This window comes from Rhizobium changzhiense (assembly GCF_013087625.1).
In the GTDB taxonomy this organism is placed as follows: Bacteria; Pseudomonadota; Alphaproteobacteria; order Rhizobiales; family Rhizobiaceae; genus Rhizobium; species Rhizobium sophorae.
In genome coordinates this window covers 1-19,171 of the sequence record NZ_JABFCQ010000010.1, presented here as the reverse complement: position 1 = coordinate 19,171, position 19,171 = coordinate 1, and the positions used below count along the sequence as shown (strand labels likewise).

Below are 19,171 nucleotides of genomic sequence, written 5' to 3'. Positions count from 1 at the left end.
CGGCCCGATGCCTTGCGCTTGATGAGAGTCTTACGCTCGATTGCGTGCGTCCTGAATGTCATATATACCACTTTTCAGGACATCCTCTTTTTCGAAGGTGATGATCATGCAGCAAATCGGCTTTCTGCTCTATCCCGGCTTCCAGATCATGAGCCTGGCGGCCGTCTCCGCCTTCGAGTTCGCCAATCTCGAGCTTGAGGAAAAGGTTTACGAGATCCGCTACCTCTCCGAAAATGGCGGGCTGATTGCCAACTCGCTTGGCATGATGATGAAGACGGAAGCCTTTGGCGACCCAGAGCTCGACACGCTGATCGTGGCAGGAGCGCCCGGTATCAGGCTGCCGAATGCCGCAGAAGCCGACTTCATCCGCGCAGCCCTGCCGGCCGCGCGTCGTCTGGCCTCGATCTGCACCGGTGCCTTCTTTCTCGCTGAAGCCGGCATCCTCGATGGCCGCCGCGCGACGACGCACTGGTATGTCTCCCGCGAACTGCAAAGCCGCTATCCCAAGATAAAGATGGAAGAGGACCGGATCTTCATTATCGATGGTTCCATCTGGACCTCGGCCGGCATGACGGCCGGCCTCGATCTGGCTTTGGCGATGGTCGAGAAGGATCATGGTTTCGAGGTAGCGCGCGCCGTTTCCCGCAAGCTCGTCGTCTATCATCGCCGCGCTGGTGGCCAGTCACAATTTTCCGCCCTGCTGGAACTGGAGCCTAAATCGGACCGCATCCAGAAGGCGCTCGCTCACGCCCGCAGCAATCTGAAATCGGCGCTTTCAGTCGAGGAGTTGGCGGAAGCCGCTCATCTCAGCCCCCGCCAGTTCAGCCGCGCTTTCCGCGCCGAAACCGGACAATCGCCGGCCAAGGCCGTCGAGAATCTGCGGCTGGAAGCGGCCCGTCTGATGATGGAGCAGGGCCGCCACCCGATCGATATCGTTGCCCGCGAAACCGGCTTTGCCGATCGCGAGCGCATGCGCCGCGCCTTCCTTCGCGCCTTTGGCCAGCCGCCCCAGGCAATTCGACGCGCCGCCGTGCAGGAACAGCAGATCTGATGCACCCGGCCTGCTGCCTAATTCCTTAAATCGGATTCGATTTAAGGATAAAATTATGCAGCAATTCAAAGCGCTACAGCGTCCTTAGCGCGTCTGAAACGACGCGCGGCGCTGTCGGCGGCCGGATGCATCATGTCCCGACTACTGCTCCTGAAGCGCCCGGCGGATCGCGGTCTCGATCGGCGAATAGGCGCCGTCCTTCCGTTCAAGCCGAAGAGGTTCGGCGGGTGCAAGGCCGGGCTGCGCCATGAAACGCGGCTCCTTGCCGCGATGCATCTGCGCTGCATGGATGAGGAACGGATGGCACAGATAGACCGTGCCCGCCAGGCCCGTCGCTAACGCCAGCGGACGGTCTTCTCCCACATGCTCCAGCCAGAGATGCGCCATCCCCGCTTCCCCCGCCGGCGCTAGAAGACGAGCAATATCCTTGTGAGAACCGACGCGGATACGGGTCGGCGCATCCTCCTCTCCGACATCCGAAAACAGGAAGAGCATGAGGAGCGCCCGCCCGCGCGAGGTGATGTTCACCCGCCAGGCAGAAAAATCCCGCCGCTCGTCCGGATCGGAACCCTCGCCGGGAAAGCTCAGATCGACATGCCAACCGGCATCGCCGGGATCATCGGGATGGGGAAAGCGGACCGGGAAACTGCCAAGCCCACTGCGCGGCTCCCAGCGCCCGGTGCCGACGAGCTGATCGAAGGCCGAATGCAATACCGGCGTGTTGACGGCTTTCTCGAAAGGTCCGCCGCCATAACCGGCAAGCCGCACCACTGGCTGCGTCCACGTCCTTGGATCATCCGCATCGAAGGGAATATCGCGCCACATGATGGCACGAGCTTCCTTGGCCAATTCGCGGGAAAAAGCATCGTCGATCCTGACGAAACCATCCTCGATGAATCGCTCGATCTGCGCAGCACTCAGTGCCGGCGGGTAAACATTTGATGTCATGACATATCTCTCTATCGCCAAACCTGCCGGCCCTTTCCTTGGCCAGATGCAGGGTGGTTACATCCACGGCAACGCGCCAGCCACGACGGCTGGTCAGCGGCCGCATCTTCTGATGCCCGAAGGCAGAGCCTTAGAGGCTCAAGAAGAAGACCGAAGCGATATTGAGGGTGAACGTCTTCATAGCGGTTCGAGGCTACAGGCTTGCGCCCGAGGGGTCAATGCGGAGATGTCAAGCCAACACCTCGCGCAACGCGCCATGCACCGACTGAAGCACGAGCTCGGCAAGGCGGGCCGCAGCCGGTTGCGGTTCGGCTTCCGCCCGATGTAGAACCAAACCGAGCTTCGGCAAATCCGGCAAGCCGATTGTCTCCGGCGCGAGCGGCCGGACCTTCGCCGGCAGGCCGATCGGCGTGCGGATGGTGAGGCCGAGGCCCGCCGCCGCCGCGGCCCAGAGACCGCCGAGACTGGGACTGACGAAGGCGAGCCGCCAGGAAATGCCCGCCTCATCAAGTGCCTTGGTCGCCGCGCTGCGCAGCAGGCACGGCGCCTCCAGCGAAGCGAGCGGCATCGGCTCGCCGCTTGCGGCTTGCCAGCCCGGCTGCCCCTCGGAAGGTCCGATCCAGCGCATCGGCACTTCGCCGATCCGCTCGCAATGCGCCGTCAGCGTGCCGTCGCTCCAGGCAAGCGCCAGATCGAGCTTGCCTGATGTGACACGCTCGAGCAACTCGGCATTACGCACCACCCGCGCTTCGATGCGGACCTTCGGATGGGCACGCGCGAAGCGGCCAAGCACCTCCGGCAGCAAGGTCTCGCCGAAATCCTCCTGCAGGCCGAGCCGCACCCAACCTTCCAGCTCGACGCTGTTGACGGCCGCAGCCGCCTCGTCGTTGAGCTCCAGCAGTCGCCTGGCATAACCGAGCATCGTCTCGCCGGCATCGGTCAGCGCCAGCCCGCGCCCTGCCTTGCGGAAGATCGGCGTGCCGGCCTGTTCCTCCAGCTTCTTCAGCTGCGCACTCACTGCCGAGGTCGAACGCCCGAGCCGCTCGGCCGCCTTGGCGAAATTGCCAAGCTCCATACCGGTCGAAAAGGTTCGAAGCACGTCGAGATCGAAGTTCGTCCGTCGCATTACAAAATCCCGTTTTTAAGGATCAATAATCCATAAAATTCTGATTTTCAGCATCATCGTGCCGTGCGATGGTTCTGCTGTCAAGGCCGACCGACGGCCTGAACCATGGAGATTCCGATGCCCTTCGTTCGCATTTCCCTTCGCAAAGGCAAGTCGCCGGACTACCTCATGGCACTGGCCGACAACATTCAGCGCGCCTTGGTCGAGACCTTCGACGTGCCCGAAAACGACCGCTTCCAGACCATCCACCAGCATGACGAGAACGAATTGATCTTCGACCGCAGCTATCTCGCCGGCCCGCGCTCCGACGATTTCGTCTATATCTCGATCACGATCGGCAGGCCTCGCACCGGCGAGATGAAGGCTGCGCTCTATCGGCGGCTCGCCGATCTCCTGGCGCAATCGCTGGGCCTCCGGCCTGAGGATGTGATGATCGTCATCAGCACCAGCGCACCGGAAGACTGGTCCTTCGGCGACGGCATTGCCCAGATGACCGACCCAGACTGGCGGCTTCGTGTGGCTGGAGGTGGGCAATGAGGAAATGGCGGCAACCCGTGGAGGCACGGTCATGATCACCATGCAGTACAGCTTCACCCTGCCCGCCGATTACGACATGTCGATCATCGATCGCCGCATCCGCGACAAGGGGCCGATGCTCGACGGCTCTCCCGATCTCGGCTTCAAGGCCTATCTCAGCGCCCGCAAGGGGGAGTTCGGCAGCCACGACAATCTCTATGCGCCCTTCTATCTCTGGCGGAGGCCGGAAGGAGCAAGCGACTTTCTGTGCAGCCCAGGTTTCGAGGCTCTCACCAGCGCCTTCGGCTGGCCACAGGTGAGAACGTGGATCGTCTGGCAGGCAGAAATCTCGCCTGATATCGCCTCAGCCCGGTTCGCCACACGCGATATTCTGCAAACGGAGCGTTACGCGCCGCTTGCCGATATCCGCCGCACCGAAAGCGCAGAGGCCACAGCCGCCGTTGCGACAGGCGCCGCACTCGCCTCCGTCTCCGGCTTCGAACCGACGACCTGGACGCGGGTGCGCTTCAGGCTCTGGCGGGAGATTCCCGAGATCGGTGAGCACACGCAAGCCTATCGCGTCGGTCATCTATCCCTGGCTCGACCCTGAACTCAGACGGTCGCCCGGCGATAGAATGCGAGCGAGCCGGCAAGCGCCAGCAGCGCGCCACCGCAGGCCCGCTCCAGCCACATGGCACCCGAGGTTTTCAGGAAACGCACCGCCTGCGAGCCGAAGAAGGCGTAGCCGAACATGATGAGGAAATCGAGCGCGGCGAAGACAAGGGCGAGCAGCATATATTGCATCGCCTGCGGCATGGTCGGACGATGAATTGGGGCAGGAAGGCCGAGAAGAACAGGTAGCCCTTCGGATTGGTCGCCGCGACCATAAAACTCTTCAGTCCGATCGAGAGGGGCGATGTCGCACTCGCAGGCGCTCCGGACTTCAACGCCGCATCGATCGTGCCCTTCGAACGCAGCAGCATGATGCCGAGAAAAGCGAGATAGGCGGCGCCTGCCCATTTCAGCATCGAGAACCAGAATTCCGATGCCGCCAGCAGCGCACCAAGCCCGATCGCGACGGCGCCGATCAGCACGAAATCGGACAGCACCGCGCCGATCATGCCGGCAACGGCCCGGCGCAGACCGTGCCGAGAGCCGTTGGTCAGCGCCAGCAGCACCGTTGGCCCCGGCGTCGCGATGCCAACGAAGGAAACGGCCGCAAAAGCCAGAAGCGTGACGATATCCATGATGCTCCTCCGAACCCAGGACATCGAAATTTGCATGCGCCGCCGCCTTTGGCAATGCCGGCCCATAAACGAAAAAGCCCGCGCCGTTTCAGGCAGCGGGCTCTAGAATCCATGCGATTGGATCAGACGCCGCTCTGGCCGTCGGAGCCGATATAGGCAATGCGGATCATGTTGGTGGCGCCGGGCGTGCCGAGCGGCACACCGGCCGAGATGATGATGCGATCGCCCGGCTTGCCGAAGCCTTCGTCCGCGACGATGCGGCAGGCGCGGTTGACCATGTCGTCGAGGTCGGTCGCGTCATGGGTGACGACGCAATGCAGGCCCCAGACGACGGCAAGACGGCGCGCCGTCTTGATGATCGGCGACAGCGCCAGGATCGGCACCTGCGGACGCTCGCGCGAGGCACGAAGGCCTGTCGTGCCCGACGAGGTGTAACAGACGATCGCCGACAGCTTCAGCGTTTCGGCGATCTGGCGGGCGGCAAGCGAGATCGCATCGGCGCCGGTCGCTTCCGGCTGGGCACGCTGGGCATAGATGATGCCGGGGTAATGCGGCTCGCGCTCGATGGCGGTGGCAATCGACGCCATCGTCGAGACGGCTTCGACGGGATAGTCGCCCGAGGCCGATTCGGCCGAGAGCATGACGGCATCCGCGCCTTCGAAGACGGCGGTCGCGACGTCGGAAACTTCGGCACGTGTCGGCACCGGCGCTGAGATCATCGATTCCAGCATCTGGGTGGCAACGACCACCGGCTTGCCCGAACGGCGGCAGGCGCGGATCAGCTGCTTCTGGATGCCGGGAACCGATTCGAGCGGCATTTCGACGCCGAGATCGCCGCGGGCGACCATCAATGCGTCGGAAAGCTCGATGATTTCCTCGATGCGCTCGAGAGCCTGCGGCTTTTCGATCTTCGACATCAGGCCGACGCGGCCGCGGGCGATCTTGCGCACTTCGGCAAGGTCGTCGGGACGCTGGACGAAGGAAAGCGCCACCCAGTCGACATCGTCGGTGGCAAGCACGGCGTCAAGATCGGCGCGGTCCTTGTCCGTCAGCGCGCCGACGCCGAGCAGCGTGTCGGGAAGGCTGACGCCCTTGCGGTCGGAGATGCGCGTGCCCGAAATAACGGTGGTGACGATGCTCTTGCCGTCGCATTTTTCTGCGCGCAGGGCGAGCTTGCCGTCATCGATCAGCAGACGGTGGCCGGGCTGCACCGACTCCAGGATCTCGGGGTGCGGCAGATAGACGCGGTTCTGATCGCCGAGCGCTTCGTTGTTGTCAAGCGTGAAGGTCTGGCCGGGTTTCAGATCTACCTTGCTGTCGACGAACTTGCCGACACGCAGTTTCGGTCCCTGCAGGTCGGCGAGAATGCCGATCGGCCGGCCGGAGCGGGCCTCGACCGAGCGAATGCGCTGAATAAGCGTACGCATCAGGTCGTGGCTCGCATGGCTCATATTGATGCGGAAGACATCGGCACCGGCCTGGTGCAGCTTCTCGATCATCGATTCCTCGGAGGAGGCTGGCCCGAGGGTGGCGAGGATTTTAACTTTGCGATTACGCTTCATCAATTCTGGCTTTCTTGCGTCCCTGGGGTGTCGGAGAGCTGAACCATCCAGCTACCCTGGCGGCCCGTATCATATTCCTTGAATCCCATCTTCTGGTAACCGCGGGCATAACAATCCTGCACACCCGCGATCTTGAATTCGTTTTCCGCCACGCACATCTGCACGTCACCCGTCCATCGTCCTCCCCGGGCGGCGTCCTCTGCGTAGAGATAATAATAACGCGACTGCAATTCTCCCTCGATCAACGTGGCGCAGGTCGTTGCCGGCACCTGCCACCAGCCCTCCGTCACCCAGCCATCCTTGGCCCGGTATCCGATCGCGACGCCGACGAGATTCTGTGTTCCGTTGCAGACGCGAAAATCGGCGCGTGCGGCATCTGCGATGAAAAACGGCATGGCGGCTGCAAGAGCGAACAAAGCGAGACGGACCAGGGGTCCGGACCGCGTGAGGAAACTTGGCGCGGCTTGGATCAACACGGCTCCCAAATAGCTCCACGGTTATTCGTATCCGTGTCTTCTTGCGCCGCCGTCAAGCGAAAGTCAACGCAATGCTAATCGATTATATTTCCTTTCATAATCCACCTGTCGAGGGTCCGGCTCAACCTCTCCCCGCCTGCCACGCTTGAACCCGCCGCAGGTGCATGCGATCACTGCGCCCGACGGCGCAATGACGAACGGCAATTCCTGATGGACGACTTCCAATCCTTCGAAATCCTATCCGGCAAACATGACAAAGGCATGGTGATCCTCGCGGATCACGCGATGAACCGCCTTCCCGCGCGATATGGCCGGCTCGGACTGCCCGACGCGGCCTTCGCCCGCCACATCGCCTATGACATCGGCATCGAGGGCCTGACGCGGCAGCTTTCGGCGAAGCTCGGCGTTCCTGCCGTGCTCGGCGGCTTTTCGCGTCTGCTGATCGATCCGAATCGCGGCGAAGACGATCCGACGCTGATCATGAAGATCTCCGACGGCGCCGTCATATCAGGCAATCATCCGATCACACCGGAGGAATGGGACTACCGCATCGAAACCTTCCATCGCCCCTATCACGACGCTGTCGCCGCAACGATCGACAGCGTGGCGAATGCCACCGGCAGGGCGCCGCTGGTGCTGTCGCTGCACTCCTTCACGCCGGCCTGGAAAGGCATTCCCCGTCCCTGGCACGCCGCTGTGCTTTGGGATAGCGACCATCGCGCCGTCGGCCCGCTGCTCGACATGCTGCGCGCCGACCCCGATCTCGCCGTCGGCGACAACGAACCCTATGACGGCGCACTGAAGGGCGATACCATGTACCGCCATTGCATGATCACAGGCATCCCGCATGCGCTGCTCGAAGTGCGGCAGGACTTGATCGCAGACGAGACCGGCATATCGGCATGGGCCGAACGCCTGGCGCCGATCTTTGCGGCGATGAATGCCGACCCCGCCTTGCACGGATACGACGTTCATTTGTCGCGCACCGGCCCCTACTGAACGAAGGCCCGATTTAACGAAAGGAAGCGAGATGACCGCGCTCAGCAAGGAACAACAGACCGAATTCGAAGCTGCCGCCTTCCGCCGCCTCGTCGCACATCTTCGCGAACGCAGCGACGTTCAGAACATTGATCTGATGAATCTGGCCGGCTTCTGCCGCAACTGCCTGTCGAACTGGTATCGCGAAGCCGCCGAGGCCGAAGGTGTCCCGGTTACCAGGGACGAATCGCGCGAAATGGTCTATGGCATGTCCTATGAGGACTGGAAGAATCTTCACCAGAACGAGGCCTCGCCTGTGCAAAAGGCTGCTTTTGAACTGAACAACCCACACAAATAGCTCGGGTGGCCGCGAACAGGCTTGACCGTGACGCCGCTTCGCGGCAGTCACTGGCATCCAAAATTGATCACCGAAAAATCAGGAGAACACGATGTCTGATGCTCATGGCGTCGCCCGCGATCAGCTTCGCGCTTTCATCGAGCGCATTGAACGGCTGGAAGAAGAAAAGAAGACCATCGCCGACGACATCAAGGACGTCTATGGCGAAGCCAAGGGAATGGGCTTCGATACCAAGATCCTGAAGAAAGTCGTGGCGCTGCGCAAGAAAGACGAGCAGGAGCGCATGGAAGAGGAAGCAATCCTCGACACTTACCTGCACGCGCTCGGCATGATCGAGGCGCCGCCGGAAGGCTGATCCGCCCCACATCGCCGATATCGACAAGCCGCCGGGCCTTTCGGCGGCTTTTCTTTTGCGCGCAAGGCGGAACGGCCATCTCGCTCCATCGAAACAGCAAAAAGAAATACCGCCGGATCGCTCCGGCGGTTTCGACATTCCGTAATCGGCAGGCTCAGTTCGTGTTGAACTTGCGCACTTCCATGAAGTTCACAGCCGTGCCGCTGAAACGGGCCGGGTCGACCGAAGCGGTCTTGACGTTGAAGCCTTCGGCATAGACGGCGGTCGGCTGGGCGCGCATCGTCTGGCTGACGAACCGCGGCGCCTTGACCTGCTTGGAAGCCATTTCCAGGCGGGCATTGGTGAGCGCCCACTGCGAGATCATCTTTTCCGTCAGCTTCGGCTCGGTGCGCACCGTCGTGCGGCTGGCATCCGCTGCCGCGGCTTCCTTATGCGTCGGGCGACCACCCTTGGCAGGAAGCCCCTGCGCCACGGCGCTTTCGACAGCCGGTTCGTCGAAGCCGTCGCCAAAGCTTGCCGATTTGGTCATCGGCGCCAAGGCGGCGAGTTCGAGCGGCGGCTTTGCGGCAGGCGCCTTTTGCGTCATCGCGGCGTTGATCGCCTGCTCAACCGTCTGCGGCGGCGCCTTCGACGCGATCTGGCTTTCCGCATCCTCGTTCCGCTGCTGGTCGAGCGCATCGGCAAGGGCAGGAGACAGCGCGTCCTGATCGGCTTCGTCGGCCTCTGCTTCCGGATCGGCATCGGCCGCGGCAAGAAGGTTCTCTGCAACGGCGGGACGTTCGATCGGCGTGGGAACCGGCAGCGCATTCGCGCCCGTCAGCATGGGATCGGCCAATGCCACCTCGGCGTCGCCAGGCGCCCGGCGCTGGCCGAGAAGCGAGGGAACCGGAATGCTGTAGGCGCTGAGATCGGCGAACTGCTGCGGCTGGGCCTGATCGGCCGGAAGGGCCGCCGCAAGAGCCTGCTGTGCGGCATTACCCGAAGGCGGCGCGACGAGCGCGCTCGCCACTTCGCTGCCCGTCGGCTGGTTGCTGAATGCCGGGCGAACCTGCGGTACCGGCGCGTTCAGGTCGGCGACTTCGGTCTGCTGCGGCTCGGCAGGAGCGGGCTCGGCCTTCGGCGGCGTCGCCTTGGCGACGGCAACAGGCGTGGAATCGTCCGACTCGTCTTCCTGCTCGTCCGCTCCGCCGCCAAAGAGCGCGGCAAACAGCGTCTTATGCTTCGGCGCCGCCGATTCGGAAGCGCTGGCGATCTGGATCTGCGGGCCGCTGCCGCGGCGCTTATACTCGGCCATTGCCTGCTGGTAGCCCGGCAGCGGCTTACCGTCGGCCGGAATATGGATGGTATTGCCGTTCGGGAAGAGCCGAACCAGTTCGTCGCGGCTCATGCGCGGCCAGGCGCGAACGCCGCCGACATCCATATGCACGAAGGGAGAGCCCGATTTCGGATAGAAGCCGACGCCGCCGACCTGCATTTTCATGCCGATGGCGCGCAACGTCGCCAGCTTGACGTCGGGAATGAAGAAGTCCATCGCCTTGCCGAGCATATGCTGGCTCTTTTCGGCGACACCGGACTTGCGCGAGCGGCCGCGCAGCATCTCGTTGGTTCCCGGCGAACGGAAACCGCAGACGACGTTGATGTAATCCCTCGAACCGCTCTGGCGATAGACTTCCCAGATCAGGTCGAACAGGCGCGGGTCCATCTTCGTCGGCTGGTTCTTGCGCCAGTCGCGCAGAAAGCGGTTCAGCTGCTCCAGACCCTTGGGGTCGAACTTGCCGTTACGCTTGTAGGTGATGACGGCTTTTTCGCCGGTATGAATGAAATAGAGCTTGAGGCTGCGGGTGTCGCCCGCTGCCTGCGAAGGCGTACCAACGAATACCGGTGAGGAAACCGCGAGCGCAATAAGGGCGGCCGCTACCGTCCTCATTGCCTTTCCGCAAATGTCGGCGCACAACAAACGCCAGCTCAAGCGCGAAGGCTTGGAATTCCCATTCAGATTCGGCAACTCGATCCCCGTCAGACAGACAATGTCCCGTACTGTCTCAGATGACTGTCAAATGCGGTCACACGATGGCAAAAATGCCACACATGATCAACCTTTTCTTTACATAGTGAACGCGCCACTAACAAGTGGTTTATGACTAGTAACAAAACGTGGTTGCCTTAATCTTAATGAAAAGCGCTTAAGCCGCATCTTTCTGGGGATTGTCAGGGTCTATGCCGTAGTCCTTGAGCTTGCGATAAAGTGTGGATCGGCCGATGCCGAGCTTGCGTGCTACTTGACTCATCTGCCCGCGATAGAATTTGAGCGCGAATCGGATGAGTTCCTCCTCGACATCGGCAAGCTTGCGCACGTCTCCGGCAGGATTGACGCTGGCGATCGCATTTTCCGAGGTCTCGGACAGGCGGTGGTGCACCTCACCCATCGACGCCCTGAAGTCCTCGCCATAGCCATCGTCGGGATCGAGGCCGGTATTGTCGGCAACGAGCGCCAGGTGATCTATCACTTCATATTCCGGAAGCTGGGCGGCAATCTGCGGGAAATCCGCCTCGGTCAGCTCCGGTCCTTCGGCCAGCACGACCGCACGGAAGATCGCGTTTTCGAGCTGGCGGATATTGCCCGGCCAGTCATAGGCGGTCAGCAAAGCCAGCGTGCCGGCATTCACCGTCATGCGGCGGCCGTTCTTCTGCTCGCTGGAGAAGCGGTCGGCAAAGACGCGCACCAGATGCGGAATGTCTTCCTTGCGTTTGCGCAGCGCCGGAATGGTGATCGGGAAGACGTTGAGGCGATAGTAGAGATCCTCGCGGAAATGGCCGTTCTTGACCTCCTCGATCAGATCCTTGTTGGTCGCAGAGATCAGCCGGACATTGACCTTGTGCGCGGTGCGCGCACCGACTGTCTCGATCTCGCCCTGCTGCACGGCACGCAGGAGCTTCACCTGCACGTCGAGCGGCAGATCGCCAATCTCGTCGAGGAAGATTGTGCCGCCGTCAGCTTCCATGAATTTGCCGATATGACGCTCGGTCGCGCCGGTAAACGCACCCTTCTCGTGACCGAAGAGAATGCTCTCGACCAGATTATGCGGGATCGCCCCGCAATTGACCGTGACGAAGGGCTTGTTCGAGCGGTCGCCGCCGGACTGGATGGCGCGCGCCACCAGTTCCTTGCCGACGCCGGATTCGCCTTCGAGCACGACGGGAATGTTGGACTGAGCCGCCCGCTGGGCGAGATCGATGACGCGGAGCATCGCCGGGCTTGCCGAGACGATGTCGTCGAAGCCGACCGAGCCTGAGCGCGACCGGCGTCCGGCCCGCGCCTTCACCTCGCGCTGGTCGAGCTTCATCGCGTTCGAGATCGAAGTGGCGATGCGTTCGGGCGAGACCGGCTTGACGACGAAATCGAAGGCGCCGGCGCGCATCGCCTGCACCACCGTCTCGATGCCGCCCTGCCCCGTCTGCACGATGACGGGGATCTGTGTGCCGAATTCATGAAGCGCATCGAGGAATTCGAGGCCGGTCATCTCCGGCATCATCAAGTCGAGCACGATGACGTTGAAAAGGCCGCTGTCGCGTTTGACCATTTCCAGGCCGATGCGGCCATTTTCCGCCTGGTGCACGACATGGCCGTGACGCTCGATTGCGTTCTTGAGCAGGCGGCGCTGCACGGGGTCGTCCTCGACCACGAGGATTTGCCCTGCTCCCTTGAGCTCATTGTAACCGGTCATTGTCGCCTCACTTCATGCGAAACCATGAACCGCACTCTGACAGCAAGGCTTGAACATCCAGTTTTGAGAAACAATTGCATTTTAACGATTGCAACGGGTCGTTTTCGTGCCGAAGCGAGGCCTTTCATGAGCCGAAAACCCCTTGATGCGGGGCGTTAGCACGCTTACAGCGCCGCGCGTCTTTTCAGACGCGCAAAGGACGCTGTAACACTTTCAATCGACGCATCGTGCTTTCCGAAAATCGATTCCGATTTTCGGGCCGATGCGGTAGACAAGCTGACCTGTTACGGCAGACCTGTTATAAAAGTGGAGAGGAATTGCGCTCATGAAAAACAAGCTCCCGCACGCCGGCCTTCTTCTATCGGCGGCAGCGCCAGCCGGGGCCGCCGATGCGGCGCTCGGCGATCTGCCGGTCTGGAAGCTGCAGGATCTTTATCCCTCCGCCACCTCCACCGCCTTCGTCGCCGACATGGAAAAGGCCGGCAAGGCCGCGATCGCCTTTGAAGAAAAGTGGAAGGGCACACTCACTGAGGCAGCGACGAAGACTGGCGCTGAGGGCATCGGCGCGGCGCTGAAGGAATATGAGGCGCTGGATGACATCATCGGCCGTCTCGGCTCCTTCGCCGGCCTCACCTATTTCTCCGACACCATCAACCCGGCAAACGGCAAGCTCTACGGCGACGTACAGGCCAAGATCACCGAATTCTCCGGCCATCTCCTATTCTTCGCGCTGGAACTGAACCGCATCGACGACGCGGTGATCGACGCCTGCATGGCGAATGATCCCGCCGCCGGACATTATCGCCCATGGCTGCTCGACCTCAGGAAGGACAAGCCCTACCAGCTCGACGACAGACTGGAACAGCTCTTCCTCGAGAAATCGATGACATCGGCCGCAGCCTTCAACCGCCTCTTCGACGAAACCATGGCGGAACTTCGCTACGATATCGATGGCGAAAAAGTGCCGCTCGAAGTGGCGCTGAACAAGCTGCAGGAAAAGGATCCGGAAGTGCGCCGCAAGGCAGCCATGGCGCTTGCCGAAACCTTCAAGACGAATATCCGCACCTTCACGCTGATCACCAATACACTTGCCAAGGACAAGGAGATCGCCGACCGCTGGCGCGGCTTCGAGGACATCGCCGACAGCCGACACCTGGCAAATCGCGTCGAGCGCGAGGTCGTCGATGCGCTGGCCGCAGCCGTCCGCGAAGCCTATCCCCGCCTTTCGCATCGCTATTACAAGATGAAGGCGAAATGGCTCGGCATGGAGCAGATGAATTTCTGGGACCGCAATGCGCCCCTTCCGGAAACCTCCAGCGCCATCATCTCCTGGCCGGAGGCGAAGGACACGGTGCTTTCGGCCTATGGCAATTTTTCCCCCGAAATGGCTGATATCGCCAGGCGGTTCTTCGACGAACAGTGGATCGATGCGCCGGTCCGTGCCGGCAAGGCGCCCGGCGCCTTCGCCCATCCGACGGTTCCCTCGGCCCATCCCTACGTGCTCGTCAATTACATGGGCAAGCCGCGCGATGTGATGACGCTCGCCCATGAACTCGGGCACGGCGTGCACCAGGTTCTCGCCGGTGCGCAGGGGGCACTGATGTGCCAGACGCCGCTGACACTTGCCGAAACCGCTTCCGTCTTCGGCGAAATGCTGACCTTCCGCGCCCTCCTGCAAAAGACCACCGATACGCGCGAGCGCAAGGCGATGCTTGCCCAGAAGGTCGAGGACATGATCAACACGGTCGTGCGCCAGATCGCCTTCTACGAATTCGAGCGCAAGCTGCACACCGCCCGCAAGGCTGGCGAACTCACAGCCGACGACATCGGCGAACTCTGGCTCTCCGTCCAGTCGGAAAGCCTTGGGCCGGCGATCAACATTTCCGAGGGCTACGAGACCTACTGGGCCTATATCCCCCACTTCATTCACTCGCCCTTCTATGTCTATGCCTATGCCTTCGGCGATTGCCTGGTGAATTCGCTCTATGCCGTCTACCAGAAGGCCGAGAAGGGCTTCCAGGAGAAGTATTTCGAACTGCTGAGGGCCGGCGGCACCAAGCATCACTCGGACCTGCTGAAGCCTTTCGGCCTCGACGCCACTAATCCGTCGTTCTGGAGCCAGGGCCTGTCGATGATCGAAGGGCTGATTGATGAGTTGGAGGCTTTGGATAGAGGCTGAGGCTCGGCCACGACCAGAAAAGCGAGTGCCACGATAGGCTCAACCGCATTCTGCAACGTCCATGAGGATCCATGACGGCACCCCACTCTCCCTCATTCCTGTGCTCGTCACAGGAATCCAGCGCGCCCAAGTCCTTGGGCGCCGGGGACTCCTTGTTTGCCGAAAATAGATCATTCACGGCGCGGACGCGCCGTGGCTGGATTCCTGTGACGAGCACAGGAATGAGGGAGGTGGGTGCCACTGCGGTCTCGGCCTACCGCAGCAAAACCACGAGTTTCGCATCGCCCGGCATCGCAGACGCGACCGTCGGATAACCAAGCAATATGCCGCGAACAATGTCTGACCCCTACATTCTCTTCCGCGACGACACATCAGGACAGGTGATGCTTTTTGCCGAGCCGGCAGAGATCATCGTTGCCAGGACGCGCGCCGAGTTCTTTGCGGGCCTTGCCCGTATGCAGCAGGCAAAGGCCGCAGGCAAATGGCTTGCCGGCTACATGGCCTATGAGGCCGGGTACCTCTTCGAGGAAAAACTTGCTCCCTTCGCCGGGGAACATCGCGAGACCCCGCTCATCTGTTTCGGCGTGTTCGACACTCCGCAGGCCGATACGCATCCGCTTGCCAAGCCAAAACAGCGCCTCGAAAACGAGGAATTCCTCACCGCTCCGAAAGCTGCCTGGGATTTCCCTATATATAAAGGGCGCTTCGACCGTCTCCACCAGCACCTGCGGCTCGGCGACGCCTATCAGGCGAACCTCACCATGCCGGTCGAGGCTCGCTGGAACGGCGATCCTCGGGCCGCCTTCTGGTCGCTGATCGAACGCCAGCCGGTCAAATACGGCGCGCTGGTCGATCTCGGCGGCCCGATCATCCTTTCGCGGTCGCCCGAACTTTTCTTCCGCACCGATGAAGAGGGCTGGATCGAGACCCATCCGATGAAGGGCACGGCGAAACGCGGCGCTACCGCCGCCGAGGATGCCGAAATCATCGAGACCATGCGCCGCGATATCAAGACGCAGGCGGAAAACCGCATGATTGTCGATCTCCTGCGCAACGATATCTCCCGCATCACCGAGGTCGGCACGCTCGACGTCCCGAAGCTCTTCGACATCGAGACCTATCCGACCGTCCACCAGATGGTGAGCCATGTCCAGGCAAGGCTGCAACCCGATCTTTCGATCCGCGACATCTTCTCCGCGCTCTTCCCCTGCGGTTCGATCACCGGCGCGCCGAAGATGCGGGCAATGGAAATCCTCCATGCGCTCGAGGATGTCCCGCGCGACGCGTATTGCGGCGCGATCGGCATGATCTCGCCCACCGGTGCCATGCGTTTTTCCGTCGCCATCCGCACCATCACGCTTTTTGAGGGCGGCAGGGCCGTCTTCAATGTCGGCGGCGGCATCGTCTTCGATTCGACCGCCGAGGCCGAATATGAGGAATGCCTGCTCAAGGCCCGCTTCGCTATCGGCGACCAATGGATTGCGCGATGATCGATTTTTCGCTGATCGAGACGCTACGCTGGCAGCCCGGCGAGGGCTTCATCCGGCTGCGGCTGCATCTCGCCCGGCTTTCCCGCTCCGCCCGCCGCCTTGGTTTCCCCCCACCGATCGAGGCGGAAGCAAAGCTCGAAACGGCCGTTGCAGGTGCCGCCGGTCCGCGGCGCATCCGCCTGACTTTCAACGCGCAAGGCCATATCGAGGTGACGAGTGCAGCTTTCGTCCCGCTGGGACAGGATACGGTCTGGACCGTCCGCATCGCCAAGACCCGCCTCGATTCCTCTGACAGGTTGCTGCGCGTCAAGACTACGCGCCGCGCTATCTATGAGAGCGCCCGCGGCGAATATACGGCAGCCGAAGCCGATGAGGTCATCCTTTTAAATGAGCACGGCGACGTCTGCGAGGGCACCATCACCTCCATCTTCCTGGACGACGGAACCGGCATTCTGCGCACCCCTCCCATCTCCTGCGGCCTGCTCGCCGGCGTGCTGCGCACCGAACTAATCTGCAGCCGCAGGGCCCGCGTCGGCCGTATCACGCTTGCCGATCTCGATGCCGGCACGCTTTATATCGGCAATTCGCTGCGCGGTCTGATCCGCGCAAACCTCGTCAGGAGCTGACCATGTTCATTCTCTCCCTCACCTATGTGAAATCCAACGACGAAGCCGACAGGCACATGGAGCCGCACATGGCCTGGGTGAAGGAGGGCTACGCCAAGGGCTGGTTCCTCGCCTCCGGCCGCAAGGTGCCGCGCACCGGCGGCATTGTCCTGGCAATCGGCGATCGCGCCGCAATCGAGGCCTATGTCGCCGCCGATCCCTTCACCATCCACGGCGTCGCCGAATACGAAATCACCGAGCTTGCCGTGACGACGGCGGTCGAAGGACTGGAAATCCTGAAGCGCTGAATTCGCAGGAGCCGATCATGGATGATCTAGCAGCCCATCTGAAAGAGCTCGAAGAAAAACTCTTCGATCCGTCGGTTCGCGCCTCGCGGGACATGCTGACCGCGCTGCTCTCGCGCGATTTCCGCGAAATCGGCAGTTCCGGACGGCTCTATACCTTTGAAGTCATTGTGCCCAGTCTCTTGGCCGAGCAACGGACGGGAACGTCCCGCGGCGAGCATTTCGAAACCCAAAGACTTGCCGAGCACATCGCGCTCGTCACCTACCGCGCCATTTACACAGACACCGACGGAAGCGAAAGGCGGACGCTGCGCAGTTCCATCTGGCGGCTGGAAGAGGACGGGCACTGGCGCATGCTCTTCCACCAGGGCACCGTCATCGGTTAAGCCAATCCATGCGGCCTGCCGATCCCCAGGACGGTTTCGCCGGCCCCTATCGCCGCTCGATATTTGGGCTTTCCCCGTCAACGCTCTTTATTGTGACGCCATTTTATGATTAGAGCCGGTCACCTCGCACTCTCTGCGGCAATTTCAAAATAATTCTTCGGGCTGAACGCCTTCGTCCCCTTCCACAGGAGAAAAGAATGACGGAACAGAACTATCCGGTATATGCCGAAATTACCGGTCCGATCGTGATGATCGGCTTTGGCTCCATCGGCCGCGGCACCCTGCCCCTGATCGAGCGCCATTTCAAATTCGACAAGAGCCGGATGGTCGTCATCGACCCTCGTGAAGAGCCCTCCGACATGGAGATCCTGAAGAAGCACGGCGTTCGCCACATCAAGGAATATGTCACCAAGGACAATTACAAGGAACTGCTGAAGCCGCTGCTGACGGAAGGCGAAGGTCAGGGCTTCTGCGTCAACCTTTCGGTCGACACCTCCTCGCTCGACATCATCAAGCTCTGCCGCAAACTCGACGTTCCCTATATCGACACGGTCGTCGAGCCCTGGCTCGGCTTCTATTTCGACAAGAGCATGAGCAATGCCGACCGCACCAACTATGCGCTGCGCGAAACCATGCGCAAGGAAAAGGCGAAGAACCCGGGTGGCGCCACTGCCGTCTCCACCTGCGGCGCCAATCCCGGCATGGTCTCCTGGTTCGTCAAGCAGGCGCTCGTCAACCTCGCCCATGACATCGGCCTCAAATTCGAGGAACCGGACCAGCACGACCGCGAAGGCTGGGCAAAGCTCATGAAGAAGGTCGGCGTCAAGGGCATCCACATTGCCGAGCGCGACACCCAGCGCACCAAGCATCCGAAGCCGCTCAACGTCTTCTGGAACACCTGGTCCGTCGAAGGCTTCATCTCCGAAGGCATGCAGCCCGCCGAACTCGGCTGGGGCACGCACGAAGAGTGGATGCCGAAGAATGCCAAGAAGCACAAGAAGGGCAACAAGGCGGCGATCTACCTGGAGCAGCCGGGCGCCAACACCCGCGTGCGGACCTGGTGCCCGACGCCCGGCCCGCAATATGGCTTCCTCGTCACCCACAACGAGTCGATCTCGATCGCCGACTTTTTCACGGTCCGCGACAAGGACGGCGAAGTGACCTTCCGCCCGACCTGTCACTACGCCTACCATCCGGCCAACGACGCCGTTCTCTCGCTGCATGAGATGTTCGGCAATGGCGGCACGCCGCAGCCGGTCCATCACGTTCTCGACGAGGACGAGCTGGAGGACGGCATCGACGAACTCGGCGTCCTGCTCTACGGCCATGAGAAGAATGCCTATTGGTATGGCTCGCGCCTGTCGCTGGAAGAAACCCGCCGCATCGCGCCCTACCAGAACGCCACCGGCCTGCAGGTCACATCAGCCGTCCTGGCCGGCATGGTCTGGGCGCTGGAAAACCCGAATGCCGGCATCGTCGAGGCCGACGAGATCGATTACAAGCGCTGCCTCGAAGTGCAGATGCCCTATCTCGGCCCGGTCGAAGGCCACTACACCGACTGGACCCCGCTCGACGGCCGTCCGGGCCTCTTCCCCGAGGATATCGACACCAAGGATCCCTGGCAGTTCAGGAACATTCTGGTTCGCTAGAGCAATTCCAGGAAAAGTGCGCAGCGGTTTTCCGAGGCAAGGCGCGAAGCGCTTTTGCCGGGAATTGCGTGATAAAAACTTAGAGCGGTTCTGCGTTTCCATGAAAAGCTGCACCGCTCTAGAGCGTATCCGGATTTAGTTGAATCGGAAGGGATTCCGTTTTTGGCTGTTTTGTGATTCAAGATGCTGGCTGGAGTGGAGGCCAGCATCGGATG

19 protein-coding genes and 1 pseudogene are annotated in these 19,171 nt (G+C 61.6%); 12 read left to right on the top strand and 8 right to left on the bottom strand.

The annotated features are described in order from the left end of the window. Window positions 1-106 precede the first annotated feature (106 nt). Window positions 107-1,051, top strand: coding sequence for a GlxA family transcriptional regulator (locus G9X68_RS30440; RefSeq protein ID WP_171605549.1), 945 nt, complete (start codon window positions 107-109; stop codon window positions 1,049-1,051). A 141-nt stretch (window positions 1,052-1,192) separates the two neighbouring features. Here the strand turns inward: G9X68_RS30440 and G9X68_RS30435 are convergent, their stop codons facing one another. Together G9X68_RS30435 and G9X68_RS30430 are read right to left on the bottom strand one after the other, a co-directional pair. After that, window positions 1,193-1,999, bottom strand: a complete 807-nt coding sequence (locus tag G9X68_RS30435) for a phytanoyl-CoA dioxygenase family protein (RefSeq protein WP_171605548.1) — start codon at window positions 1,997-1,999, stop codon at window positions 1,193-1,195. Window positions 2,000-2,228: 229 nt separating this feature from the next. After that, window positions 2,229-3,125 (bottom strand): LysR substrate-binding domain-containing protein, encoded by an 897-nt coding sequence (locus G9X68_RS30430; RefSeq protein WP_171605547.1) that lies wholly within the window; start codon window positions 3,123-3,125, stop codon window positions 2,229-2,231. Window positions 3,126-3,242: 117 nt separating this feature from the next. Here G9X68_RS30430 and G9X68_RS30425 point away from each other — a divergent pair, with 117 nt between their 5' ends. Both G9X68_RS30425 and G9X68_RS30420 read left to right on the top strand, forming a co-directional pair. Continuing rightward, a complete protein-coding gene (locus tag G9X68_RS30425; protein WP_171605546.1) occupies window positions 3,243-3,662 on the top strand; it encodes a tautomerase family protein in 420 nt (139 codons plus the stop codon). Window positions 3,663-3,693: 31 nt separating this feature from the next. Next, window positions 3,694-4,251: a DUF4865 family protein gene (locus tag G9X68_RS30420; RefSeq protein WP_171605545.1), complete on the top strand. Its 558-nt coding sequence runs from the start codon at window positions 3,694-3,696 to the stop codon at window positions 4,249-4,251. A gap of 2 nt (window positions 4,252-4,253) precedes the next feature. On the opposite strand, the pseudogene G9X68_RS30415 reads toward G9X68_RS30420, so the two are convergent. From G9X68_RS30415 to G9X68_RS30405, 3 genes and pseudogenes are all read right to left on the bottom strand, one after another. Beyond that, window positions 4,254-4,888: pseudogene (locus G9X68_RS30415) on the bottom strand (LysE family translocator). A 122-nt stretch (window positions 4,889-5,010) separates the two neighbouring features. After that, entirely contained in the window at window positions 5,011-6,450 is a 1,440-nt protein-coding gene (gene pyk, locus G9X68_RS30410) for a pyruvate kinase (RefSeq protein ID WP_171605544.1), read from the bottom strand. After that, window positions 6,450-6,935, bottom strand: coding sequence for a DUF1036 domain-containing protein (locus G9X68_RS30405; RefSeq protein WP_020051593.1), 486 nt, complete (start codon window positions 6,933-6,935; stop codon window positions 6,450-6,452). Before G9X68_RS30405 ends, pyk begins: the two co-directional genes overlap by 1 nt. 201 nt (window positions 6,936-7,136) lie before the next feature. Here G9X68_RS30405 and G9X68_RS30400 point away from each other — a divergent pair, with 201 nt between their 5' ends. The 3 genes from G9X68_RS30400 to G9X68_RS30390 all read left to right on the top strand — a co-directional run bounded on the left by G9X68_RS30400 (window position 7,137) and on the right by G9X68_RS30390 (window position 8,617). Continuing rightward, a complete protein-coding gene (locus G9X68_RS30400) occupies window positions 7,137-7,925 on the top strand; it encodes an N-formylglutamate amidohydrolase (protein WP_171605543.1) in 789 nt (262 codons plus the stop codon). Window positions 7,926-7,956: 31 nt separating this feature from the next. Then, entirely contained in the window at window positions 7,957-8,262 is a 306-nt protein-coding gene (locus G9X68_RS30395; protein ID WP_003542852.1) for a DUF1244 domain-containing protein, read from the top strand. Between the two features lie 91 nt (window positions 8,263-8,353). Continuing rightward, window positions 8,354-8,617: a DUF2312 domain-containing protein gene (locus G9X68_RS30390; protein WP_008533181.1), complete on the top strand. Its 264-nt coding sequence runs from the start codon at window positions 8,354-8,356 to the stop codon at window positions 8,615-8,617. A gap of 154 nt (window positions 8,618-8,771) precedes the next feature. Here G9X68_RS30390 and G9X68_RS30385 read toward each other — a convergent pair whose 3' ends face one another. Next, window positions 8,772-10,622: a peptidoglycan L,D-endopeptidase MepK gene (locus G9X68_RS30385; RefSeq protein WP_171605542.1), complete on the bottom strand. Its 1,851-nt coding sequence runs from the start codon at window positions 10,620-10,622 to the stop codon at window positions 8,772-8,774. A gap of 178 nt (window positions 10,623-10,800) precedes the next feature. Next, window positions 10,801-12,342, bottom strand: coding sequence for a sigma-54-dependent transcriptional regulator (locus G9X68_RS30380; protein WP_171605541.1), 1,542 nt, complete (start codon window positions 12,340-12,342; stop codon window positions 10,801-10,803). Window positions 12,343-12,667: 325 nt separating this feature from the next. On the opposite strand from G9X68_RS30380, the gene G9X68_RS30375 reads away from it, so the two are divergent. From G9X68_RS30375 to G9X68_RS30350, 6 genes are all read left to right on the top strand, one after another. Beyond that, on the top strand, window positions 12,668-14,521 hold the full coding sequence (locus G9X68_RS30375) for a M3 family oligoendopeptidase (RefSeq protein ID WP_171605540.1): 1,854 nt from the start codon (window positions 12,668-12,670) through the stop codon (window positions 14,519-14,521). A 335-nt stretch (window positions 14,522-14,856) separates the two neighbouring features. Then, a complete protein-coding gene (locus tag G9X68_RS30370; protein ID WP_171605539.1) occupies window positions 14,857-16,011 on the top strand; it encodes an aminodeoxychorismate synthase component I in 1,155 nt (384 codons plus the stop codon). Further along, complete coding sequence (locus G9X68_RS30365; RefSeq protein WP_171605538.1) at window positions 16,008-16,637, top strand: aminotransferase class IV family protein; 630 nt, start codon at window positions 16,008-16,010, stop codon at window positions 16,635-16,637. The genes G9X68_RS30370 and G9X68_RS30365 overlap by 4 nt, the downstream gene beginning before the upstream one ends. A 2-nt stretch (window positions 16,638-16,639) precedes the next feature. Next, a complete protein-coding gene (locus G9X68_RS30360; RefSeq protein ID WP_171605537.1) occupies window positions 16,640-16,924 on the top strand; it encodes a YciI family protein in 285 nt (94 codons plus the stop codon). A gap of 17 nt (window positions 16,925-16,941) precedes the next feature. Beyond that, complete coding sequence (locus G9X68_RS30355) at window positions 16,942-17,307, top strand: nuclear transport factor 2 family protein (protein ID WP_171605536.1); 366 nt, start codon at window positions 16,942-16,944, stop codon at window positions 17,305-17,307. A gap of 197 nt (window positions 17,308-17,504) precedes the next feature. Continuing rightward, entirely contained in the window at window positions 17,505-18,956 is a 1,452-nt protein-coding gene (locus G9X68_RS30350) for a homospermidine synthase (RefSeq protein WP_171605535.1), read from the top strand. On the opposite strand, the gene G9X68_RS31680 is transcribed toward G9X68_RS30350, so the two are convergent. After that, the coding region (locus tag G9X68_RS31680) for a hypothetical protein (protein WP_206679920.1) at window positions 18,953-19,171 on the bottom strand (219 nt) is incomplete at its 5' end. The genes G9X68_RS30350 and G9X68_RS31680 overlap by 4 nt on opposite strands.